This window comes from Mycobacterium sp. DL592, from assembly GCF_011694515.1.
Classification (GTDB): domain Bacteria; phylum Actinomycetota; class Actinomycetes; order Mycobacteriales; family Mycobacteriaceae; genus Mycobacterium.
In genome coordinates, this window is sequence record NZ_CP050192.1 from 2316082 (window position 1) to 2337158 (window position 21077).

The window sequence follows — 21077 nt, forward strand, 5'->3', positions numbered from 1 at the left end:
CCGCTACATCACCTTGGACAGGAACAACTTGGTGCGATCGTGTTGCGGGTTGCTCAGCACTTCCCGGGGCGCGCCGCTCTCGACGATGACGCCGCCGTCCATGAACACCAACTGATCGGCGACCTCACGGGCAAAGCCCATCTCATGGGTCACGACCACCATCGTCATACCTTCGCTGGCAAGCTTTTTCATGACGCTCAGCACTTCGCCGACGAGCTCAGGGTCCAGCGCCGAGGTCGGCTCGTCGAACAGCATCAGCTTGGGATCCATCGCCAGCGCACGGGCGATGGCGACGCGCTGCTGCTGACCACCGGACAACTGCGCCGGGTAGGCGTCGGCCTTGTCCGACAGGCCCACCTGGTTGAGCAGGTCGCGGGCCCGCTCGATAGCTGCGGACTTCTTGACCTTCTTGACGTGGATCGGCGCCTCGATGATGTTGTCCACTGCGGTGCGATGTGGAAACAAGTTGAAGTGCTGGAACACCATCCCGATGTCACGGCGCTGTTTGGCGGCATCCCGCGGCGACATCTCGAGGAGCTTGTCCCCACGTTCCCGGTATCCCACCAGATCGCCGTCGACGTAGAGCCGGCCGGCCGTGACCGTCTCCAGATGATTGATACACCGCAGGAACGTCGACTTGCCGGAGCCCGACGGCCCGACGAGTACCAACACCTGGCCGCGGTCGACCGTCAGGGTCACACCCTTGAGGACCGACAGCGCCCCGAAGTCCTTGCACACGCGCTCGGCGCGCACCATCGGCTCTGTCATACGTGTCCTGCCTCCGTGCCGGTCTGCGCCTTGGCCAGCGCCTCCAGCTGTTTCGAGGTCAACCGCCGCGAGATACCACGGGAGAAGTACCTCTCCAGGTAGAACTGCCCGACCATCAGAATGCTGGTGACGATCAGGTACCAGGATGCCGCCACCAGCAGCAGAGGCACGGGTTCGAATGTGCGGGCGGCGATTTCACGGGAGGCGATGCTGTACAGGTCGTAGGAGTACGGCACGGCGGTGACCAGCGACGTCGTTTTCAGCATGCTGATGAGCTCGTTGCCTGTCGGCGGGATGATGACCCGCATCGCCTGCGGAAGCACGGTGCGGCGCATGGTCATTCCCCACGACATGCCGAGCGCCGTCGATGCCTCCGACTGACCCTCCGGCACCGACGTGATCCCCGCCCGGATGATCTCGGCCATGTAGGCCGCTTCATTGAGGCCCAGGCCGATGATCGCCAGCAGGAACGGGATCGACAGACTCTGCACGTTGAGGTGAAAGAAGGTCGGCCCGAACGGGATCCCCAGCTGGATGTTCTGGTAGATCGTCGGGATCAGGCCCCAGAACACCAGCTGCACGTACACCGGTGTGCCACGGAAGACCCACAGGAACACCCATGACACCGTCCGGAACACCGGGTTGGGCGACAGTCGCATCACCGACAGGATCACGCCCAGGACGACACCGAGCGCCATCGCGTAGACGGTGAGCTGCAACGTGTTGAAGACACCCAGCAGGATCCGGTCGTTGAACAGGTATTCCCGGTACGTCGACCACCCGTAGGCCGGGTTGGTGGCTGCGCCGTAGAGGAACAGCCCCAAGAGGACGATGATGACGCCCGCCCCCACCCACCGCCACGGATGCCGCAGAGGAATGGCGTTGATTGCGGGTGGGGCGGACGCGTCAACGTTCGTCATGTTGCTCAGCTGGTCGCCCCGTTGATGACCGGCTTCGCGATCGCGCCTTGCTCAACGCCCCAGTTGCTGGCGATCGCTTTGTAGTCGCCGGTCTCGATCAGGTGCTCGAGAGCCTTCAGCAACGACTGTGCCAGCGGTGAGCCCTTCGCGACGGGCCAGCCGTACGGCGCTGCTTCGAAGATCTCACCTGCGGCCTCGAGCTTGCCCTTGCTCTGCTTGATGGCATAGGCGGTCACCGGCGAGTCAGCCGACATCGCGTCGGCCTGGCCCAGCACCACCGCGTTGGTGGCGGCGTCCTGGCCGTCGAACTTGAGGATCTCGATCGGCGGCTTGCCTTCGTCGGTGCACTTCTTGCTCTTGCCGGGAAGTTCGTCGGTCTCCTCGGTGGTGGTGGCCTGCACCGCCACCTTCTTGCCGCAGGCGTTGTTCGGGTCGATCGGCGAGCCGGGGCGCTGCGCCCAGAGGATGCCGGCGTTGAAGTAGTCGACGAAGTCGACCGACGCCTGGCGTTCCTTGGTGTCGGTGAACGACGACATGCCCACGTTGTAGGTGCCCTGCTGGATGGACGGGATGATCTTGGCGAAGTCGGATTCGCGGTAGTCGACGGTCAGGCCCAGGGTGGACGCGATGGCGTTCATCAGATCGACGTCGAAGCCGACGATCTTGCCGCTGGAATCCTTGAACTCGTTGGGCGCATAGGGGATGTTCACGCCGACGACGAGCTTGCCCGACTTCTTGATGTCGTCAGGCAGAGTCGCCGCGATCTCGTCGACCTTGGCGGCCTTGACGGCAGTCGTGGACTCCGTCGGTCCGGCGCTGGGCTCGGTCTTGCTGCTGCAGCCGGACAGAGCCAGAGAACCCGCGACTGCGACCACCCCGACAACACGCCACCAACGGCCGATCCCCCGACGGTCTTGACATCCAGTAAGCACGTTGACTCTTCTTTCTGCTTCGGGCCTCCCGGCGCCCCACGCTCAGGACGCCGAGGACCGTGGACCCAGCTCGCACTGCCGGTACCCGAACACTAAGCCATGGTGAACGACCTACGGGGAAACTTAACCCTGTTGATACTCGCGCGCTGTCCGAGCGGCCGATCAGGTTGTTTCGTCACTGCGAACATGCACCGGGACTTAAGGCCCCAATCAATTCGCCGAGCGTTCAAATACACAAAGCCGACGCGACGCTGTGTCACACTGCGGCCATGACAACTACCTCTGCGCCTACCGCCGCGCCGCCGCTGCTACCACACCTGTGGAAGTCTGTGCTGCTGTCCGGAATCCTGTCGCTGGTTCTGGGCATCCTGGTTCTGGTCTGGCCGGGCATCTCGATCCTCGTCGCCGCGATCTTCTTCGGCGCCTTCCTGTTGGTGAGCGGCATCAGCCAGGTGTTCCACGCCTTCACGCTGCACGTGTCGGCCGGCAGCCGCGCGCTGCTGTTCATCAGTGGCGCGGCCGCCCTGGTGTTGGCGGTGCTGTGCTTCCGCAGCATCGCGAACTCGATCCTGCTGCTGGCCATCTGGATCGGCGTGGGCTTCATCTTCCGCGGTGTCGCCACAGCCGCCTCGGCGATCAGCGACCCCGACACCCCGGGCCGTGGCTGGGAGATCTTCGTCGGCGTCATCAGCCTGATCGCCGGCATCGTCGTCCTGGCCTCGCCGTTCCCGTCGTTGGCCACCCTCACCCTGGTCGTCGGCATCTGGCTGGTCGTGATCGGCGTGTTCGAGATCGTGTCCTCCTTCGGGATCCGCAAGGCCTCGAACAACCTCCGGGAGCGGATCACCGGAGCAGCCTGAGCCGGCTATGACGCTGCTCACCTAGGACGAAAGACCCTAGCGCCGAAGGCGCGGATCGCTACTACACTCTGTCGTAGATAGGCGATCCGCGTCTTCGGTCTTTCATTCTGGGGAGACTTGCGTTATGGGTGCTCTTGACGTTTCACGGTGGCAGTTCGGCATTACGACCGTCTACCACTTCATTTTCGTACCGCTGACGATCGGGCTGGCTCCCTTGATCGCTGTGATGCAATCCGTGTGGGCCGTCACCGGCAATTCGGCGTGGTACCGGATGACCAAGTTCTTCGGCAAGATCTTCCTGATCAACTTCGCCATCGGCGTCGCCACCGGAATCGTCCAGGAGTTCCAGTTCGGCATGAACTGGAGCGAATATTCGCGCTTTGTCGGTGACATCTTCGGCGCGCCATTGGCGTTGGAGGCCCTGGTCGCCTTCTTCCTGGAATCCACCTTTATCGGACTGTGGATCTTCGGCTGGAACAGAATCCCCAAATGGCTGCATCTGACCTCGATCTGGCTGGTCGCATTCGCGGTCAACCTGTCGGCCTTCTTCATCATCACGGCCAACTCGTTCATGCAGCATCCGGTCGGCGCCCGCTACAACCCGGTGACCCGAAGGGCGGAGCTGCAGAGCATCACCGAATTGTTCACCAACAACACCGGCGTCGCGGCGTTCTGGCATGCGGTGGCAGCGTCGTTCCTGACTGCGGCGACATTCGTTGCCGCAGTGTGCGCATGGTGGATGGTGCGCGCCAAGGGAACTCCCGATGCCGCCGTGCTCTACCGGCCCGGCGCGATCCTGGGTGCCGGGGTAGCGATCGTCGCCTCGTTCGGACTGTTCTTCACCGGCGACGTCCAGGGCAAGCTGATGTTCCATCAGCAGCCGATGAAGATGGCCGCCGCGGAATCGCTGTGCCACACCGAACTCGACCCGAAGTTCTCGATCCTGACCGTCGGGACGCACAACAACTGTGACAGCATCACCCGCGTCATCGAGGTGCCCTACGTGCTGCCGTTCCTGGCCGAGGGCAAGTTCAGCGGGGTGACGCTGGAAGGCGCCAAAGACCTTCAGCAGCAATACCAACAGCGGTTCGGCCCGGACTGGTATGTGCCCAACCTGTTCGTCACGTACTGGTCGTTCCGCGCGATGATCGGCCTGATGGCGATCCCATTCCTGTTCGCCGTGAGCGTGCTGTGGCTCACCCGCCGCGGCCGCGTGCCCCAGCAGCGCTGGTTGTCGCGCTTCGCGGTGTGGACCATCCCGACACCGTTCCTGGCCTCGATCTCCGGCTGGGTGTTCACCGAGATGGGCCGGCAGCCATGGGTAGTGGCCCCCAATCCTGATGGCGACCAACTGGTTCGGCTCACCGTGCGCCAGGGGGTGTCGCTGCACGGGCCCGGCCTGGTGTGGGTGTCGCTGATCTCGTTCACCTTGATCTACGCCGTGCTCGCGGTGATCTGGTTCTACCTGATCCGGCGCTACGTGGTGGCCGGCCCGCAGGAGCACGACTCCGAGCCCGCGCCGCCGTCGCCGCCCGGCGAAGACGAGGTAGCCCCCCTGTCGTTCGCCTACTGAGGAGGTGATCATGAGCCTGCAGCAATTCTGGTTCGGCATCGTGGCGGTGCTGTTCCTGGGCTTCTTCGTCCTGGAGGGCTTCGACTTCGGTGTCGGGATGCTCATGGAGTGGCTCGGCCGAGCCGGCAAGGGAGACATCGAATCTCACCGCAGGGCCGTGCTGAACACGATCGGCCCGGTATGGGACGGCAACGAGGTCTGGCTGATCACCGCCGGCGGTGCCATGTTCGCGGCATTCCCGAACTGGTATGCCACCGTATTCTCCAGCCTCTACCTGCCGCTGCTGGTCATCCTGCTGGCGATGATCGCCCGCATCGTGGCGATCGAATGGCGCGGCAAGATCAACGATCCCCGGTGGCGGAGCTGGTGCGATATCGGCATCGCCGTGGGCTCCTGGCTACCGGCCATCCTGTGGGGAGTCGCGTTCGCCGTCCTGGTCAGCGGACTGCCCGTCGGCCCCGACAAGAACGTCACCGGACTGACGTTCACCGACGTGGTCAATCCGTACACCCTGTCGGGCGGCCTGGCCACCTGCGCACTGTTCCTGTTCCACGGCGCGGTGTTCCTGGCGCTCAAGACCGGCGGCGACGTCCGTCACGATGCCGTGCGGCTGGCACGCAAGCTCAGCGTTCCGACCTCGGCCCTGGTCGCCGGATTCGGCCTGTGGACACAACTGGCACACGGGAAGTCGTGGACGTGGGCGCTGGTCGCACTCGCCGTCGTCGCCCAGTTGGCAGCAGTGGCCGCCGTCGGTGCCGGCCGTGAAGGATGGGCGTTCCTGTCGACCACCATCGTGGTCGCAGCGGTCGTGGTCCTGCTGTTCGGCTGCCTCTACCCCAACCTGGTGCCGTCGACGATCGACCCGGCCTACAGCATCACCATCGTCAACGGTTCGTCGAGTCCGTACACCTTGAAGGTGATGACCTGGGCTGCAGTGATTTTCACTCCGCTCGTGCTGCTCTACCAGGGCTGGACCTACTGGGTGTTCCGGAAACGGATCTTCGCCGAGGCGATCCCGCCGTCCATCGGGCTGCCGCTGAGGCGGGTGCCCTGACCCGAGACGATCGACGGCGATCGGGCCCGCTTGATCCACGGCTGTGGCGGGCCTCCCCTGCGGTGCGCCCCTTCCTGGTCGCCAGCGTCGCGTGCGGGACCGTCGTCGCGGGCTGCGCGATCGGCGCCGCCGTGATCCTGGGTCACCTGGTGGCCGGTGTCATCACCGATCCGGCCACCCGCACCATCGGGCACTGGCGTTGGGAACTGGCACTTCTGGTCACGCTGTGGGCGCTCCGCACCACCGCCCACTGGCTGCAGGGCAGGCTCGGTCAGCGCGGCGCCAGCGCGGTGATCGGCGACCTGGGCGGCCAGGTACTGAGCGCGGTGACCGCCCTGCCGCCTGCCGACCAACAGGCCCGGCGTGACGCGGCCGCGACCCTGGTGACCACCGGGCTGGACAAGCTGCGGCCCTACTTCACCGCCTACCTGCCCGCACTGTTCCTCGCGGTCGTCCTGACCCCGGCCAGCATCGCGGTCATCGCCTTCTACGACCTGCAGTCGGCCGTGATCGTCGTGATCGCCCTGCCGCTGATCCCGGTCTTCATGGTGCTCATCGGACTGGCCACCGCCGAACGCTCGGCGGCGGCGCTGACCGCGATGAGCACCCTGCAGGCCCGGCTGATGGACCTCATCGCCGGCATCCCGACCCTGCGGGCGCTCGGCAGGGCCGACGGGCCGGTCGACCGCATCGCGAAACTGGGCGCCGCTCATCGGCGTTCGGCACTTGCGACCCTGCGGATCGCCTTCCTGTCGTCGTTGGTTCTCGAGCTCATCGCGACGTTGGGTGTCGCCCTGGTCGCCGTGAGCATCGGGTTGCGGCTGGTGTTCGGTGAGATGACGTTGGCCGCCGGCCTGACGGTTCTGCTGCTGGCGCCCGACGTATTCTGGCCGCTGCGCCGGGTCGGAGTGGAGTTCCACGCAGCACAGGACGGAAAGACCGCCGCCGACAACGCCTTCGCGCTGATCGAGCAGAGCACGACACCGCCGCGCGGTATCCGCACGGTGACCACGAACGCCGTCACCATCGCACTCGAGGACGTCTCGGTGGCCGGACGCGACGGGTTGGCACCGGCACGACTGTCCGGCCGCTGCGAGCCGGGACAGGTCACCGTGTTGACCGGACCCAACGGCACGGGCAAGAGCACCACCTTGCAGCTCATCGCCGGTCTGGTCACGCCGGCGTCCGGACGAGTCACCGTCGAGGGTGTCGACGTCGCCGACCTCGACCTCACATCGTGGTGGCGGCAACTCGTCTGGCTGGCACAGCGGCCGGTCGTCATCCCCGGCACCGTGGCAGCCAACCTGGCCCTGTTCGGCGAGCTTGCCGACGTCGAATCCGCTTGTTGCTCATCCGGTTTCGACGAGGTCATCGCCGCGTTGCCGAACGGCATGGACACCGTGCTGGGGCGGGCCGGGACCGGCCTGTCTCTGGGGCAACGGCAGCGCCTCGGCCTGGCCCGGGCACTCGCGTCACCGGCTCGGGTCCTGTTGCTCGACGAACCCACCGCACACCTGGATCAGGCCACCGAGGCGGCGGTGCTGGAGGCCATCGCCGCCCGGGCCGCTGACGGAGCGACGGTGGTGATGGTCGCGCACCACGACAGCGCGGTCGCGATCGCCGATCGCGTGATCACCATGCAGGCGGACCGCCATGCCCGGCTCTGACCTGCTGCGGACAGCGCTGCCCCTGCTACGTCCGCGGCTGCCACGACTGCTACTGGCCGTCACACTCGGCGCCCTGTCCCTGGGCAGCGCACTGGCCCTGGCCGGCGTCTCGGCGTGGCTGATCACCAGGGCGTGGCAGATGCCGCCGGTGCTCGACCTGTCGATCGCGGTGGTGGCGGTGCGCACGTTCGGCATCTCGCGCGGCGTCCTGGGCTACAGCGAACGGCTGGCCTCCCACGACACCGCACTGCGTGCCGCCGAGAACGCCCGCAGCGAGATCTACCGCAGGCTGGCGTACGGGCCGCCGGAGATCACCGCGCGGTTGCACGGCGGCGAACTGCTCACCAGGGTCGGCGCCGACGTCGACACCCTGGCCGATGTCCTGGTGCGCGCCCTGGTCCCGATCGGCGTGGCCGTGGTTCTGGGCATCGCGGCGACGACCGTCATCGCCCTGATCTCGCCCGCCGCGGCACTCGTGCTGGCGGCCTGCCTGCTGATCGCGGGGCTACTGGCACCCTGGCTGGCCGGCCGCGCGGTCCGCGCTTCCGAACAGGCGGCGCGCCGACACCATGCCGGCCGCGACACCGCGGCGATGACCGCGCTCGACCACGCGAGCGAACTCCGCGTCGCCGGGCGGCTGCCCGCGGTGATCGCCGAAGCATCGGCGCGCCAGCGTGATTGGGGTGCCGCGCTCGATCGCGCCGCCGCACCGGCAGCTCTGGCGGCAGCGGTACCGACCGCGGCGGTCGGGACCAGCGTGATCGGTGCGGTCGTGATCGGGATAACGCTCGCCGCGACCACCGCACCCACCACGCTGGCGGTGCTGATGTTGCTGCCGCTGTCGGCGTTCGAGGCCACCGGTGCGTTACCGGGCGCCGCGGTGGCACTGGCGCGGGCGCGCATCGCCGCGGCACACGTCGCCGACCTCGTACCCGCTGCCACCGCCGCCACCACCATCGCCACCCCGGCGACGACCCCGCACCTGCGCGCAGTGGACGTCCGGGCCGGCTACCCGGGCGGACCCGAACCGCCCAGTCTCACAATCGATCTCCCGCCCGGCACCCGGCTGGCGATCACCGGCCGAAGCGGTGTCGGCAAGACGGCACTGCTGATGACGCTGGCGGGCATACTGCCGCCGCGGAGCGGCGAGGTGACAATCGACGGTACTGCCACGGGAACCATGACGGAGTCCCAATTACGCAGCGCGGTATGCTTTTTCGCCGAGGACGCCCACCTGTTCGCCACCACGGTGCGAGACAATATGCTCGTCGCCCGGGGTGACTGCACCGACCAGGAGCTCATGCACGCCCTCGGGGTGGTCGGCCTCGGAGACTGGCTGGCCGGGCTCACCGACGGATTGAACACCGTTTTGCTCGGGGGCGCCGCGGCGGTATCGGCCGGCCAGCGGCGCCGCCTGCTGCTGGCCCGGGTGCTGCTGTGCCCCGCGCCGGTGGTGCTGCTCGATGAACCGACCGAACATCTCGACGCGGCCGACGCACACCGCGTCCTGGCCGCACTGCTCAGCACGCGCAACGGTCTGATATCAGCATCGCGCACCGTTGTGGTCGCGACACACCAGCTAGGCGACGACATCACCTGTCCGCGACTATCGGTCAGCAACGACGGGTAACGTGCTCACCATGACTGAGCCCTCCAACACGCCTCAGCAACCGGCTCCGCCGCCGTACCCATACCCGTACCCCTACCCGAGCGGGCCATACCAGGGCTATCCCCCGCCGCCGCCACAGCCATACGCCGGTTACACGCCCCCACCCGCCGCTCCACGCAACGGGCTGGGCGTCGCGGCGCTGGTTACCGCGATCGTCGCGCTGGTGTCGTCGTTCACCGTCGTCGGCGGCGTCGTCCTGGGCATCGTGGCCGTCATCATCGGGTTCGCCGCGCGCGGGCGCGTCAAGCGGGGTGAGGCCGACAACGGCGGAATCGCCCTGGCGGGCGTGGTACTCGGATTCGTGGCCATCATCATCGGCCTGGTCTTCATCGTCATCTACGTCAACGCGTTGAAGGACACCGGTGTCGGCGACTACTTCGACTGCCTGAGCAAGGCCGGCCCGGACAAAACCGCTCAGCGGCTCTGCGAGAACGAGTTCCGCCAGTCCGTGGAGAACCAGTTCAGCGTCACCCTGACGCCGACGCCATAGCCGCGGTCATCTGCCGCCGCCGAGGCATGAACTCCAACGACAGCAACACCACCAGCAGCGGCAGCACCTGGCTCATCGACAGCAGTACATAGCGGCGATCGCCAAGGGCATGGAACTTCCGCAGGTAGCGATACAGGGACTCCAGTGCGATCAATGAGTCGCCGAGGTGGATCGCGGTGTAGAAGAAGCTGCTCAGCGGCCCGCGTTCCTTGTCGTTGAAGATCTCCGGGAACGCCGCGAACGCCAGCGAGAGTCGTTGCGCGCCAGCGGCTTTCATCGCCTCGATCATGTCGACCGACAGTCGTTCGTCGATTCCGTTGGGCGCACCTCGGCGACGCCACGGCACATCGAGGGTGACGTCGCTGCCACCCCCGGCCACCGCGTAGCGGTGAAAGCCCTGCACCCGACCGGAAGCGTCGCGGGCGACGATGAGCAGGATGCCCGGGTAACGGCCGGTGAGGGCACCATCGAGGATCATCGAGAACCCGCGCTCGGTGCGCGAGCCCTTCACCGACGACAACAGGATGTCGGTCAGCTCGGCGATCTGGGCGTCGTCGAGATCCTGTTCGGCGACGATCTCGGTGGTCATCCCGAAGTTGTGGGTGCGCTGCACGGCCTGGCGCAGATTACGGAATCGGCGCCCGACCATGTCGAACGCCGCGACGTCGATGACCACGTCACGTCCGATGGGAACCGGGCGCAGGGTCTGGCCCACCGTCGCCGGATCGGTCCACAGTCCCAGACGGCGTTGGCTGCACCCCAGGATCACAACCCGCCAACCGTGCGCGTGGCACATCGTCACGAAGTCGGCGACGAGCTCCTCGAACCGGGTGTCGTCACCGATCGGGTCCCCGCTGACGACCGCGTATCCCAGCCGTGTGCGGTAGGCGATGGCCGCCGTGCCGTCCGCGCTGAAGTGGTAGCTCTTCTGTGCCAGCATCGCGAACGGCGCCAACGGGTCGCCGCTTGTCTGGGAGACCAGCGCCCAGATCCTCGGCAGTTCCTCGGGCTGCGGCCGCATCGTGGTGGGCCACATCAGCACCAGTCCCGAAGCGGCGATCAAAACGTTGCCCAGCACGTCGAACGCCACGATGTGGGCCCCCAAGCCCGCCAACACCGCTACCCCGGCGCCTGCAGCGTGCGCGGCGGTCACCGGCCGGCCTAAGAAGATCCCGCGTGCGATCAGGGTGACCGCGGCCAGAATGGTCAGGGACCAGGCCAGCCTCCCGTCGGCGTGCCAGTTCTCGTGGTGGTGGGAGCGGGCCAGCAGGGTGACCAGCCAGCTGGCCGCGATGAGAAGACCGAGTGCCCCGGTCCAACGGGCAGCCGGAGAGTCGACGTGCATGACCACCCGCTCGCGCGCGCGTAAGCGCGGCGCGACCTGCAGCGGCGGCTCGGTCATTGCACCTTCCCCCAGGTTCAACAACGTCCTTCAAACAGGTAAACAGTACGCCTGCGGTCAGGGATTACTCGGGAAGTGCTTGACGATCCCCTCCTGGACGACCGTCGCCACCACCTCGCCCGCGCGGCTGAAGAAGTGCCCGGTGCCCAGCCCGCGGGACTCGGCGGCCACCGGCGAACCCGTCGAATACAGCACCCACTCGGAGAAGTCGACCTGCCGATGGAACCAGATCGAATGGTTGATGGTGACGGCGAAGATCCGGTCCCACCCCCAGGACAGCCCGTGCGTCGTGATGATCGAGTCCAACACCGTGGTGTCCGAGGAGTACACCATCGCGGCGGTGTGCAGCGTCGGATCCTCGGGCATCACACCGTCGGCCTTGAGCCAGACCCGGTTGTGGGCCAGTTGCCCGCCCTTGTCCCGCATCACCCAGGCGGGATCGTTGGTGTAGCGCCATTCGATCGGCCGCAGCGCGGTGACGAAATGCGGCACGACCTCCTCGTATCCGACGAGCAGATCGTCGATCGTCGGCAGGGTGGCCGGGTCGGGCAGGTCGGCAGGCATCTCGGTGTTGTGCTCCAGCCCGCGCCCGCCGGCCAGGTAGGACACCAGGGCGGTGGCCAGCAGCTTGCCGTCCTGGATGGCGTCGACGCGCCGATTGGCGAAACGACGCTCGTCGCGCAGCCGGACCACGTGGAACTCGATGTCGGCGGCCGGGTCGCCACCGGCGATGAAGTGCACCGACAACGCCGTGGGCGGCAGGTCGTGAGCGAGGGTTCTGGTGGCGGCGACGAAGGCCTGGGCCATCAACTGCCCGCCGAAGGTCCGCACCGGATTCTTGCGCGGATGGGCCCCGGCGAACACGTCGTCACCGATGGGACGAAGGTCGAGAATGGCCAGCAGGTCGTCGAGGTCCGCGCTGGCCAAGTCTGGCTCCCGGGGTCTAGTGGTCGTCCTCACCGATGCGGTGGACGTGGATCAGGTTCGTCGAGCCTACTGTGCCCGGCGGAGCGCCCGCGACGATGACAACCAGATCGCCGCGCTTGTAGCGGCCCAGCTCCAGCAGGGAATGGTCGACCTGACGGATCATGTCGTCGGTGGCCTTCATGTGCGGAACGATGAACGTCTCGGTTCCCCAGGTCAGCGCCAGCTGGCTGCGCACCTCCGGCAGCGCCGTGAACGCCAATAACGGCAACGGGGTGTGCAGCCGGGCGAGCCTGCGCACGGTGTCGCCGGACTGGGTGAACGCCACCAGCGCCTTGGCGTCGAGGCGTTCACCGATATCGCGGGCGGCGTAGGAGATGACGCCGCGTTTGGTGCGGGGCACGTGGGTCAGCGGCGGCGCGGCGGTGGAGTTCTCCTCGACCGCCGAGATGATCCGCGCCATGGTACGCACCGCCTCGAGCGGGAACTTGCCCACCGAGGTCTCCCCGGACAGCATCACCGCGTCGGCGCCGTCCATCACGGCGTTGGCGACGTCAGAGGCCTCGGCACGGGTCGGGCGGGAGTTCTCGATCATCGACTCGAGCATCTGGGTGGCCACGATCACCGGCTTGGCGTTCTCCCGGGCCATCTGGATGGCCCGCTTCTGCACCAGCGGCACCTCTTCGAGGGGCAGCTCGACGCCCAGATCGCCGCGGGCCACCATCACCGCGTCGAAGGCCAGCACGATCGCCTCGAGATTGTCGACCGCCTCGGGCTTCTCCAGCTTGGCGATCACCGGGACGCGCCGGCCCACCCGGTCCATGACCTCGTGCACCAGTTCGGCGTCGGCGGGCGACCGGACGAACGACAGCGCCACCAGGTCCACCCCGAGACGAAGCGCGAACTCGAGGTCGTCGATGTCCTTTTCCGACAGCGCGGGCACCGACACGTTCATACCGGGCAGCGACAGACCCTTGTTGTTGCTGACCGGGCCGCCCTCGGTGACGGTGCACACCACGTCGTCGCCGTCGATGTGTTCGACGACCAGGGCCACCTTGCCGTCGTCGATGAGCAACCGGTCGCCGGGCTGGGCGTCTTTCGACAGCTGCTTGTAGGTGGTCGAGACCCGGTCGTGGTTGCCTTCACAGTCCTCGACCGTGATGCGGACGGTCTCGCCGTTCGCCCAGTACGTGGGGCCCTCGGCGAAGCGGCCGAGGCGGATCTTGGGGCCTTGCAGATCGGCGAGAATGCCGACAGCCCGGCCGGTGGAGTTCGACGCTTTGCGAACCCGGTTGTAGGCGGCCTCGTGGTCGGCGTAGTCGCCGTGGCTGAAGTTCAGGCGGGCGACGTCCATGCCCACCTCGACGAGAGCCTTCACCGACTCATCGGTGCTCGTGGCCGGGCCGAGAGTACAGACAATCTTGCCGCGTCTAGTCACGACGCCTCAGCATAGTCGCGGTTCACGGGCATCTCGACCGATACAGACCGCGGTGGTGGGGTGTTCACTCAGACGACCGCCAGTGGCAACTGATTGGGCCGCACCGGTTCGGGTAAGTCCGAATCCCCCATCAGGTAGGTGTCGACGGCGTGCGCGGCAGCGCGGCCCTCGGCGATCGCCCACACCACCAGCGAGGCGCCGCGATGGGCGTCACCGCAGACGAAGACGCCGGGAGCCGAAGTCTGCCAATCAGATCCGCACGAGATGGCACCGCGCCTGCTCAGCTCGATACCGAGGTCGGCCAGCAGTGGCATGTGCTCGACGCCTTCGAATCCGATGGCCAGCAACGCGAGATCGCAGGGGATTTGGAATGGCTGGCCGATCGGCGAGATGATCCTGCGGCCGTCGACCCGCTCGACCTTCACCTCGGCGATCTCCATCGCGCGGACGTGACCTTCCTCGTCGCCGACGAAACGCTGCACGGCGACTTGGTAGTGCACGTTGCCGCCCTCGGCGTGGGCCGGTGAGGTCCGCAGCACCAGCGGCCAGGTGGGCCACGGCGACTGGGCGTCGTCGCGGACATCCGGCGGCTGCGGGTTGTAGTCGAGTTGGGTCACCGAGACCGCACCCTGGCGGTGCGCGGTGCCCAGGCAGTCGGCACCGGTGTCACCGCCGCCGATGATCACCACGTGCTTGCCCTTGGCGGTGATGCGCGACGGGCCGTCGCCCTCACATTCCCGGTTTGCGGGCACCAGGTGCTCCATCGCCAGGTGAACACCGCGCAGATGACGTCCTTCGACGTCGTTGTCGCGGCCGCGCAGTGCACCGACCGCCAGCACGACGGCGTCGAACCGGTGCCGGAGCTCCTCGACGGAGACGTCCACCCCGACCTCGCAGTCGGTGACGAAACGTGTTCCCTCCGCGCGCATCTGGGACAGTCGCTGGTTGAGCGTCGCCTTCTCGAGCTTGTACTCCGGGATGCCGTAGCGCAGCAGGCCACCGAGCCGGTCGTCACGTTCGTAGACCGTGACGTGGTGACCAGCCCGGGTCAGCTGCTGAGCGGCGGCCAGGCCTGCCGGGCCCGAGCCGACCACGGCCACGTTCTTGCCGGTGCCGATCGCGGCCGGCTGCGCTTCGACGAGACCCAGCCGCCAGGCAGTATCGACGATGGTGTTCTCGATGCGTTTGATGGTGACGCTTCCGCCGGTCTGGTCCTCGGCGATCGAGAGCACACACGCCGCCTCACAGGGCGCCGGACACAGCCGGCCGGTGAACTCCGGGAAGTTGTTGGTCGCGTGCAGACGCTCACTGGCCGCATCCCAGCGACCGCGCCGTACCAGATCGTTCCACTCCGGGATGAGGTTGCCCAGCGGGCATCCCGCGGTTCCGGAGTGGCAGAACGGGATTCCGCAGTCCATGCAGCGGCGGGCCTGCTGTGCCACTTCGGCGGCCCGCTGCTGCGGGTCCTGGGATTCGTAGACCTCGTTCCAGTCGCCGACGCGTTCGTCGACGGGCCGCTTGGCGGCTTCGATCTTAGGAACCCGCAGGAAGCCGGTCGGGTCAGCCACGGGTCGCCTCCATGATCGCGGTGTCCACGTCGCGCCCTTCTGCCTTCGCCATTCTGGTTGCCTCCAGTACCTTCTGGTAGTCCGTCGGCATGATCTTGGTGAACTGCGAACTGCGCCTTGGCCAGTCGGAGAGCACCGACCGGGCCAGGGTGCTTCCGGTGTAGCGGGCGTGGCGGGTCACCGCGTCGTGCAGCCAGACCAGGTCGTCGGGTTCGGGCCGCTGCAAGTCGACCATGGCCGTGTTGACCTTCGCCGGGTCCAGTCCGAGCACGAACGCGATGCCACCGGACATGCCTGCGGCGAAGTTGCGGCCGGTGCGGCCCAGCACCACGACCCGTCCCCCGGTCATGTATTCACAGGCGTGGTCACCGACTCCCTCGGTGACGGCGAGCGCGCCGGAGTTGCGGGCGCAGAAGCGTTCTCCGACCCGGCCCCGCAGATACACCTCACCGGAGGTGGCTCCGTAGAGCAGGGTGTTGCCGGCGATGACGTTGTCCTCGGGCAGGAACAACACGTCGTCGGGCGGTCGCACGATCACCCGGCCGCCGGACAACCCCTTGCCGACGTAGTCGTTGGCGTCACCGATGAGTTCGAGCGTGACACCCGGAGGCAGGAACGCGCCGAGCGACTGGCCGGCCGAGCCGGTGAGGGTGACGTGGACGGTGTCGTCGGGCAGGCCCTGCGCTCCGTAGCGGCGGGTGACCTCCGAGCCCAGCAGCGTTCCCACCGTCCGGTTGACGTTGCGCACCGGCAGTTCCAGCCGCACGGGATGCGCGTCCTCGAGGGCGCCCTCGGCCAGCGCGATCAGGGTGCGATCCAGTGCCTGGTCAAGACCGTGATCCTGGTCGCGGACGCGGCGGCGCTGGGTCAGCGGCTCGCCGTGTGCGTCGGTCGGGACGGCGAAGATCGGGCTGAGATCGAGACCTTGACTCTTCCAATGCGCGACGGCGGTGTCGGTGTCGAGCACCTCGGCATGGCCGACGGCTTCGTCTATGCTGCGGAAGCCCAACTCGGCGAGCATTTTTCGAACGTCCTCGGCGATGAAGCGGAAGAAGTTCTCGACGAACTCCGGTTTGCCGTTGAACCGCTCGCGCAGTTCGGGGTTCTGGGTGGCAACACCGACCGGGCAGGTGTCGAGATGGCAGACCCGCATCATGATGCAGCCCGCCACCACCAGCGGGGCGGTGGAGAATCCGAACTCCTCGGCGCCGAGTAACGCGGCGATCACCACGTCGCGGGCGGTGCGTAAGCCACCGTCGCACTGGACGGTGATGCGGTCGCGAAGTCCGTTGAGCATCAACGTCTGCTGGGTGTCGGCCAGGCCGATCTCCCACGGCGCGCCGGCGTGCTTGAGGCTGGTCAGCGGAGCCGCACCGGTGCCGCCGTCGTGCCCGGAGATCAGCACCACGTCGGCATGCGCCTTGGACACCCCGGCGGCGACCGTGCCGACACCGACCGAGCTGACCAGCTTGACGTGAATGCGGGCCTGCGAGTTGGCGTTCTTGAGGTCGTGGATCAGCTGCGCCAGGTCCTCGATGGAGTAGATGTCATGGTGCGGCGGCGGGGAGATCAGGCCGACACCCGGAGTGGAATGACGCGTCTTGGCGATGCTCGGGTAGACCTTGAAGCCGGGCAGCTGACCGCCCTCCCCCGGCTTGGCGCCCTGGGCCATCTTGATCTGGATGTCGCTGGCGTTGACCAGATAGTCACTGGTGACGCCGAACCGGCCGGAGGCGACCTGCTTGACCGCGCTGCGCCGACGCGGGTCATAGAGCCGGTCGGCGTCCTCCCCGCCCTCGCCGCTGTTGGAGCGCCCGCCGAGGTTGTTCATGGCGATGGCCATGGTCTCGTGGGCTTCCTTGGAGATCGAGCCGTAGCTCATGGCCCCGGTGTTGAACCGGGCGCAGATCGAGTCGACGGATTCGACCTCGTGCAGGGGCACCGGGGCGCGGAGGTCCGCTTTGAAGGTGAACAACCCGCGCAGGGTGCCGCCTTCGCGGGAGAGCCGGTTGACCTCCTCGGAGTACTTGGCGAACACCTCGTGACGTCCCGTGCGTGTCGAATGCTGCAGCAGGAAAACGGTTTCCGGGGTGAACAGATGCAGCTCCCCCTCGCGGCGGAACTGGTATTCGCCGCCGACCTCGAGGCGGCGATGCACCCGCTCGGTGGGGTTCTCCGGGTAGGCCCGCCGGTGGCGCAGCTTGACCTCCTCGGCAAGGACGTCGAGCCCCACGCCGCCGATCTGGCTGACCGTGCCGGTCAGGTACTCGTCGACGACCTGCTTGCTCAGCCCGATGGCCTCGAAAGCCTGTGCGCCGGTGTAGGACCCGACGGTGGAGATGCCCATCTTGCTCATCACCTTCATGACACCCTTGCCGAGCGCCTTGAGGTAGTTGCGGACGGCGGTGGGCGCCTCGATGCCGGTGAGTTCGCCTTCGCGGATCAGGTCCTCGATGGACTCGAACGCCAGATACGGGTTGACCGCCGCGGCGCCGTAGCCGATGAGCAGTGCGATGTGGTGCACTTCGCGGGCGTCGCCGCTTTCGACCACCAGGGCCACCGTGGTGCGCTGTTTGGTGCGCACCAGGTGATGGTGGACCGCCGCCACCGCGAGCAGCGATGGGATCGGCGCGCGGGTGTGGTCGGAGTCGCGATCGGAGATCACCAGGGTGCGAGCACCTTTGGCGATCGCCTTCGATGCGCGCAGGCGCAGATCCTCGATGGCCTCGGCCAACCCCTCACCGCCGCGCTCGACGTCGTAGAGAGCGCGCAGCACCGCGGTCTTCAGGCCGGGCTGCTCACCGTCGTCGTTGATGTGCACGATCCGGCTCAGCTCGTCATTGTCGAGCACCGGCCAGTGCAACAGGATCTGGCGGCACGACGCGGCGGTGGGCGCCAGCAGGTTCTGCTCGGGCCCCATCACCCGGGCCATCGAGGTGACGATCTCTTCGCGGATCGCGTCCAGCGGCGGGTTGGTCACCTGCGCGAACAGCTCGACGAAGTAGTCGTACATCAGCTTGGACCGCTGCGACAGGACCGCGGGCGGGGTGTCGGTGCCCATCGAGCCGAGCGGCTCCTGGCCCGAAGCGGCCATCGGGGTGAGCAGGATCCGCAGGTCCTCTTCGGTGTAGCCGAAGGCGATCTGGCGGCGCACCACCGACTCGTGGTTCGGCTGCACACGGACGCGGGCGGGCAGCGTCTTCAGGTCGAGCAGCCCGGCGTGCAGCCACTCCGCGTAGGGTTCCGCGGCGGCCAGCTGACCTTTGATCTCGTCGTCGGACACGATGCGCCCGGCGGCGGTGTCGATGAGGAACATCTTGCCCGGCTCCAGGCGGCCCTTGGCCACGACTTCGCCCGACGGGATGTCCAGCACACCGCTCTCACTGGCCAGGATCACCCGGTCGTCGATGGTGCGCCACCACCGGCCGGGCCGTAATCCGTTGCGGTCCAACACCGCTCCCACGACGGTGCCGTCGGTGAACGTGACGCAGGCGGGACCGTCCCAGGGCTCCATCAGCGAGGCGTGGTACTGACAGAACGCCCGGCGGGCCGGATCCATGGTGGTGTTGTTCTCCCAGGCCTCCGGGATCATCATCATCACCGCGTGCGGCAGGCTACGCCCGCCCAGGTGCAGCAGTTCGAGGACCTGGTCGAAGGAGGCCGAGTCGGAGGCTTCCGGGGTGCAGATCGGCGAGAGCCGGGCCAGATCGCCCTTGATCACCGAGCTGGCCAGCATGGCCTCGCGGGCGTGCATGCGGTTGCGGTTGCCGCGCACCGTGTTGATCTCGCCGTTGTGGGCCACGAAGCGGAACGGGTGGGCCAGCGGCCAGGACGGGAAGGTGTTGGTGGAGAAGCGGCTGTGCACGATCGCGATCGCGCTGGCGCAACGTTCGTCGCGCAGATCGGCGAAGTACCTGGGCAGCTGCATCGTGGTGAGCATGCCCTTGTAGGCCATAGTGCGGCTGGACAGCGACGGGAAGTACACCTCCTGCTGCTCGGCACGCTTGCGTGCCGGGTAGACCAGGCGATCGAGGTCGATACCGGCCGGGCGTAGTCCGTTGCGCTCAGGCGCGGTCACGAACAGCATCGACATGTAGGGCATACAGCCCAGCGCGGTCGCACCGATCTCGGCGCCGTCGGGGTCGACCGGGACGGCGCGCCAGCCCAGGACCTCCAGGCCCTCGTCGCGCATGATCTCTTCGACCCGCTCGGTGGCGGCCTGCCTTGCCTCGGCGTCCCGGGGCAGGAAGCAGATGCCGGCGGCGAAGGTGTTCGCGCCGTCGGCGGAGGGCTCGGGCAGCGTGAAGTCCACCACGTCGCGCAGCAGTTCGACGGGCAGTTGCAGCAGGATGCCGGCGCCGTCGCCGCTGTTGGGTTCGGCGCCGGCCGCGCCGCGATGTTCGAGGTGCTCGAGCGCGACCAGGCCGTCGTTGACGATGGCGTGGGAGCGTCGGCCCTGGATGTCGGCGACCATCGCGACGCCGCACGAGTCGGACTCGTTCTGGGGGTCGTAGAGACCCTGCGCTTCCGGAAGTGCTGAATACAGCATCTTCACACTCCTCCGCAATCCGTCATGCGGAGCGCGAAAGCTGCTGTGCACCAAGGGCACTGGGACTTTCGGCCGTGCCGCAGTCTGACGTGTGACGTCCGGGACTGCGCCGGCCCGATGATGTGGCGCGGCGAACCGCCGCACCGGTTACCGAGTGTATCAGCGAGGCTCGGCGCCTACTGGTTGAGAAGCGTGGGGACCAGCGGGAAGCCGGGCATGTTGCGGGTGATCGTCCAGGCGATCGCGGCGACGGCGATGACGACGATGACGGGCACCGTGAACGCCCGCCGGCCCTGCCGGATCCGCCAGATCGTCCAGAGCGCCAGGATGGGCAGCCCGACCAGCAGAAAGACGTTGTCGACGACGGCGGCGGTGAGGTTGCCGTTGAGCAGGTCGTGGGTCATGCGCAGGCCGCCGCAGGCTGGGCAGTTCCAGCCGGTGAGCAGCTTGAACGGGCAGGTCGGGAAAAGGAATCCCGGACGGTGCGGGTCGGCCAGTCCGACGTAGGTCAGCGCGCCCGCTGCCAGCAGGCCCGTCCCGAGCGCTGTGTAGAGGCGGGTGCCGTGGCGGTGCGGAGCGTTAGGTTCCATCACGCAGTGGCCGGCCCTGCGGGTCGCGCACCTTGTCGGTGAGGATAAGTACAGCGTCGACGATGCCCCAGATGACGGCACCGATGCCGCAGGTGACCAGGCCTACGAGCAGCTGGGCCACCCCGAGCCCGGTGTATCCGAGGTAGATCCGGCCGATACCGACGAGGCCGACCAGCCCCAGCAACTGCAGCAGGCCCGCGACGACCTTCGACTTGTCCGACAATGGCTCGCCCGTCACCGGATGGCGACCGTACGGTGCCGACGGATCCTGATAGAACCCCGGGGCCGGGTACTGCGTCGGCGGCGGATAGTTGGGCGGCGGTGGGTAGTCAGGCGGCTGCGGGTAGCTGGGCGGCGGATAGTTGGGCGGCGGCGTGCTGCCTTCAGTGCCTCCGAACTGCGGCTCGGTCATGTGTTCAGCATGCCAGAGCGGGTCACCGGATGAGGCGAGGCCGGTGAGAAGGACGGCGGATCGCCGTCGTTTTCGGCGGGCGACGAATCGAAGATCGTGCGAGGACCGATACCCCTCAGCAGCACTGGCCGATGGTCAGTTGATTCCAGTTATCCTGGTCAACAGTATTGCACCCACCGCCGTCTAGTCACTACTGAATTGGTCGGCCACCCAGCCAAGAGCGGCGCCGACCACCCCACCGATGAAGCCTCCTACGACGGC

The 21077-nt window shown here is 67.3% G+C and carries 16 protein-coding genes; 6 read left to right on the top strand and 10 right to left on the bottom strand.

Features of this window, described 5'->3' with window-relative positions; all coding sequences use genetic code 11:
- Positions 1-3: 3 nt before the first annotated feature.
- The 3 genes from HBE64_RS11200 to HBE64_RS11210 are packed head-to-tail and all read right to left on the bottom strand — an operon-like array spanning position 4 to position 2563.
- Complete coding sequence (locus HBE64_RS11200; RefSeq protein ID WP_167101648.1) at positions 4-768, bottom strand: amino acid ABC transporter ATP-binding protein; 765 nt, start codon at positions 766-768, stop codon at positions 4-6.
- Entirely contained in the window at positions 765-1688 is a 924-nt protein-coding gene (locus tag HBE64_RS11205) for an amino acid ABC transporter permease (RefSeq protein ID WP_167101651.1), read from the bottom strand. Before HBE64_RS11205 ends, HBE64_RS11200 begins: the two co-directional genes overlap by 4 nt.
- A 5-nt stretch (positions 1689-1693) precedes the next feature.
- Positions 1694-2563, bottom strand: a complete 870-nt coding sequence (locus HBE64_RS11210; protein ID WP_371744147.1) for an ABC transporter substrate-binding protein — start codon at positions 2561-2563, stop codon at positions 1694-1696.
- Between the two features lie 308 nt (positions 2564-2871).
- Here HBE64_RS11210 and HBE64_RS11215 point away from each other — a divergent pair, with 308 nt between their 5' ends.
- From HBE64_RS11215 to HBE64_RS11240, 6 genes are all read left to right on the top strand, one after another.
- The gene (locus tag HBE64_RS11215; RefSeq protein ID WP_167109077.1) at positions 2872-3480 is read left to right on the top strand and encodes an HdeD family acid-resistance protein; all 609 of its coding nucleotides are present in this window, start codon (positions 2872-2874) and stop codon (positions 3478-3480) included.
- 124 nt (positions 3481-3604) lie between these two features.
- A complete protein-coding gene (locus HBE64_RS11220) occupies positions 3605-5053 on the top strand; it encodes a cytochrome ubiquinol oxidase subunit I (protein ID WP_167101658.1) in 1449 nt (482 codons plus the stop codon).
- Positions 5054-5063: 10 nt separating this feature from the next.
- Entirely contained in the window at positions 5064-6107 is a 1044-nt protein-coding gene (cydB, locus tag HBE64_RS11225) for a cytochrome d ubiquinol oxidase subunit II (protein WP_167101661.1), read from the top strand.
- 62 nt (positions 6108-6169) lie between these two features.
- Positions 6170-7774: a thiol reductant ABC exporter subunit CydD gene (gene cydD, locus HBE64_RS11230; protein WP_167101664.1), complete on the top strand. Its 1605-nt coding sequence runs from the start codon at positions 6170-6172 to the stop codon at positions 7772-7774.
- Positions 7761-9404 carry a thiol reductant ABC exporter subunit CydC gene (gene cydC, locus HBE64_RS11235; RefSeq protein ID WP_167101667.1) on the top strand — a complete coding sequence of 548 codons (1644 nt, stop codon included), beginning with the start codon at positions 7761-7763 and terminating at the stop codon, positions 9402-9404. Before cydD ends, cydC begins: the two co-directional genes overlap by 14 nt.
- 10 nt (positions 9405-9414) lie before the next feature.
- Complete coding sequence (locus HBE64_RS11240) at positions 9415-9933, top strand: DUF4190 domain-containing protein (RefSeq protein WP_167101670.1); 519 nt, start codon at positions 9415-9417, stop codon at positions 9931-9933.
- On the opposite strand, the gene HBE64_RS11245 is transcribed toward HBE64_RS11240, so the two are convergent.
- The 7 genes from HBE64_RS11245 to HBE64_RS11275 form a co-directional block, all read right to left on the bottom strand.
- Complete coding sequence (locus tag HBE64_RS11245; RefSeq protein WP_167101673.1) at positions 9911-11335, bottom strand: bifunctional lysylphosphatidylglycerol flippase/synthetase MprF; 1425 nt, start codon at positions 11333-11335, stop codon at positions 9911-9913. The two genes, HBE64_RS11240 and HBE64_RS11245, sit on opposite strands and share 23 nt — an antisense overlap.
- 57 nt (positions 11336-11392) lie before the next feature.
- Entirely contained in the window at positions 11393-12262 is an 870-nt protein-coding gene (locus HBE64_RS11250) for an acyl-CoA thioesterase II (RefSeq protein ID WP_167101676.1), read from the bottom strand.
- A gap of 16 nt (positions 12263-12278) precedes the next feature.
- Complete coding sequence (pyk, locus tag HBE64_RS11255; RefSeq protein WP_167101679.1) at positions 12279-13697, bottom strand: pyruvate kinase; 1419 nt, start codon at positions 13695-13697, stop codon at positions 12279-12281.
- A 68-nt stretch (positions 13698-13765) separates the two neighbouring features.
- Positions 13766-15265: a glutamate synthase subunit beta gene (locus HBE64_RS11260; RefSeq protein ID WP_167101682.1), complete on the bottom strand. Its 1500-nt coding sequence runs from the start codon at positions 15263-15265 to the stop codon at positions 13766-13768.
- Positions 15258-19814 (bottom strand): glutamate synthase large subunit, encoded by a 4557-nt coding sequence (gltB, locus tag HBE64_RS11265; protein WP_167101685.1) that lies wholly within the window; start codon positions 19812-19814, stop codon positions 15258-15260. Before gltB ends, HBE64_RS11260 begins: the two co-directional genes overlap by 8 nt.
- Before the next feature lie 176 nt (positions 19815-19990).
- Positions 19991-20404 carry a DUF2752 domain-containing protein gene (locus HBE64_RS11270; RefSeq protein ID WP_167101688.1) on the bottom strand — a complete coding sequence of 138 codons (414 nt, stop codon included), beginning with the start codon at positions 20402-20404 and terminating at the stop codon, positions 19991-19993.
- Positions 20394-20816, bottom strand: a complete 423-nt coding sequence (locus HBE64_RS11275) for an NINE protein (protein ID WP_167101691.1) — start codon at positions 20814-20816, stop codon at positions 20394-20396. Before HBE64_RS11275 ends, HBE64_RS11270 begins: the two co-directional genes overlap by 11 nt.
- Positions 20817-21077: the final 261 nt, after the last annotated feature.

Bases quoted from the DNA above. Each gene is read 5' to 3' on its own strand.
- HBE64_RS11200 (WP_167101648.1), bottom strand. From the start codon at position 768: ATGACAGAGCCGATGGTGCGCGCCGAGCGCGTGTGCAAGGACTTCGGG.
- HBE64_RS11205 (WP_167101651.1), bottom strand. From the start codon at position 1,688: ATGACGAACGTTGACGCGTCCGCCCCACCCGCAATCAACGCCATTCCT.
- HBE64_RS11220 (WP_167101658.1), top strand. From the start codon at position 3,605: ATGGGTGCTCTTGACGTTTCACGGTGGCAGTTCGGCATTACGACCGTC.
- cydB (WP_167101661.1), top strand. From the start codon at position 5,064: ATGAGCCTGCAGCAATTCTGGTTCGGCATCGTGGCGGTGCTGTTCCTG.
- cydC (WP_167101667.1), top strand. From the start codon at position 7,761: ATGCCCGGCTCTGACCTGCTGCGGACAGCGCTGCCCCTGCTACGTCCG.
- HBE64_RS11240 (WP_167101670.1), top strand. From the start codon at position 9,415: ATGACTGAGCCCTCCAACACGCCTCAGCAACCGGCTCCGCCGCCGTAC.
- HBE64_RS11245 (WP_167101673.1), bottom strand. From the start codon at position 11,335: ATGACCGAGCCGCCGCTGCAGGTCGCGCCGCGCTTACGCGCGCGCGAG.
- gltB (WP_167101685.1), bottom strand. From the start codon at position 19,814: ATGCTGTATTCAGCACTTCCGGAAGCGCAGGGTCTCTACGACCCCCAG.
- HBE64_RS11270 (WP_167101688.1), bottom strand. From the start codon at position 20,404: ATGGAACCTAACGCTCCGCACCGCCACGGCACCCGCCTCTACACAGCG.
- HBE64_RS11275 (WP_167101691.1), bottom strand. From the start codon at position 20,816: ATGACCGAGCCGCAGTTCGGAGGCACTGAAGGCAGCACGCCGCCGCCC.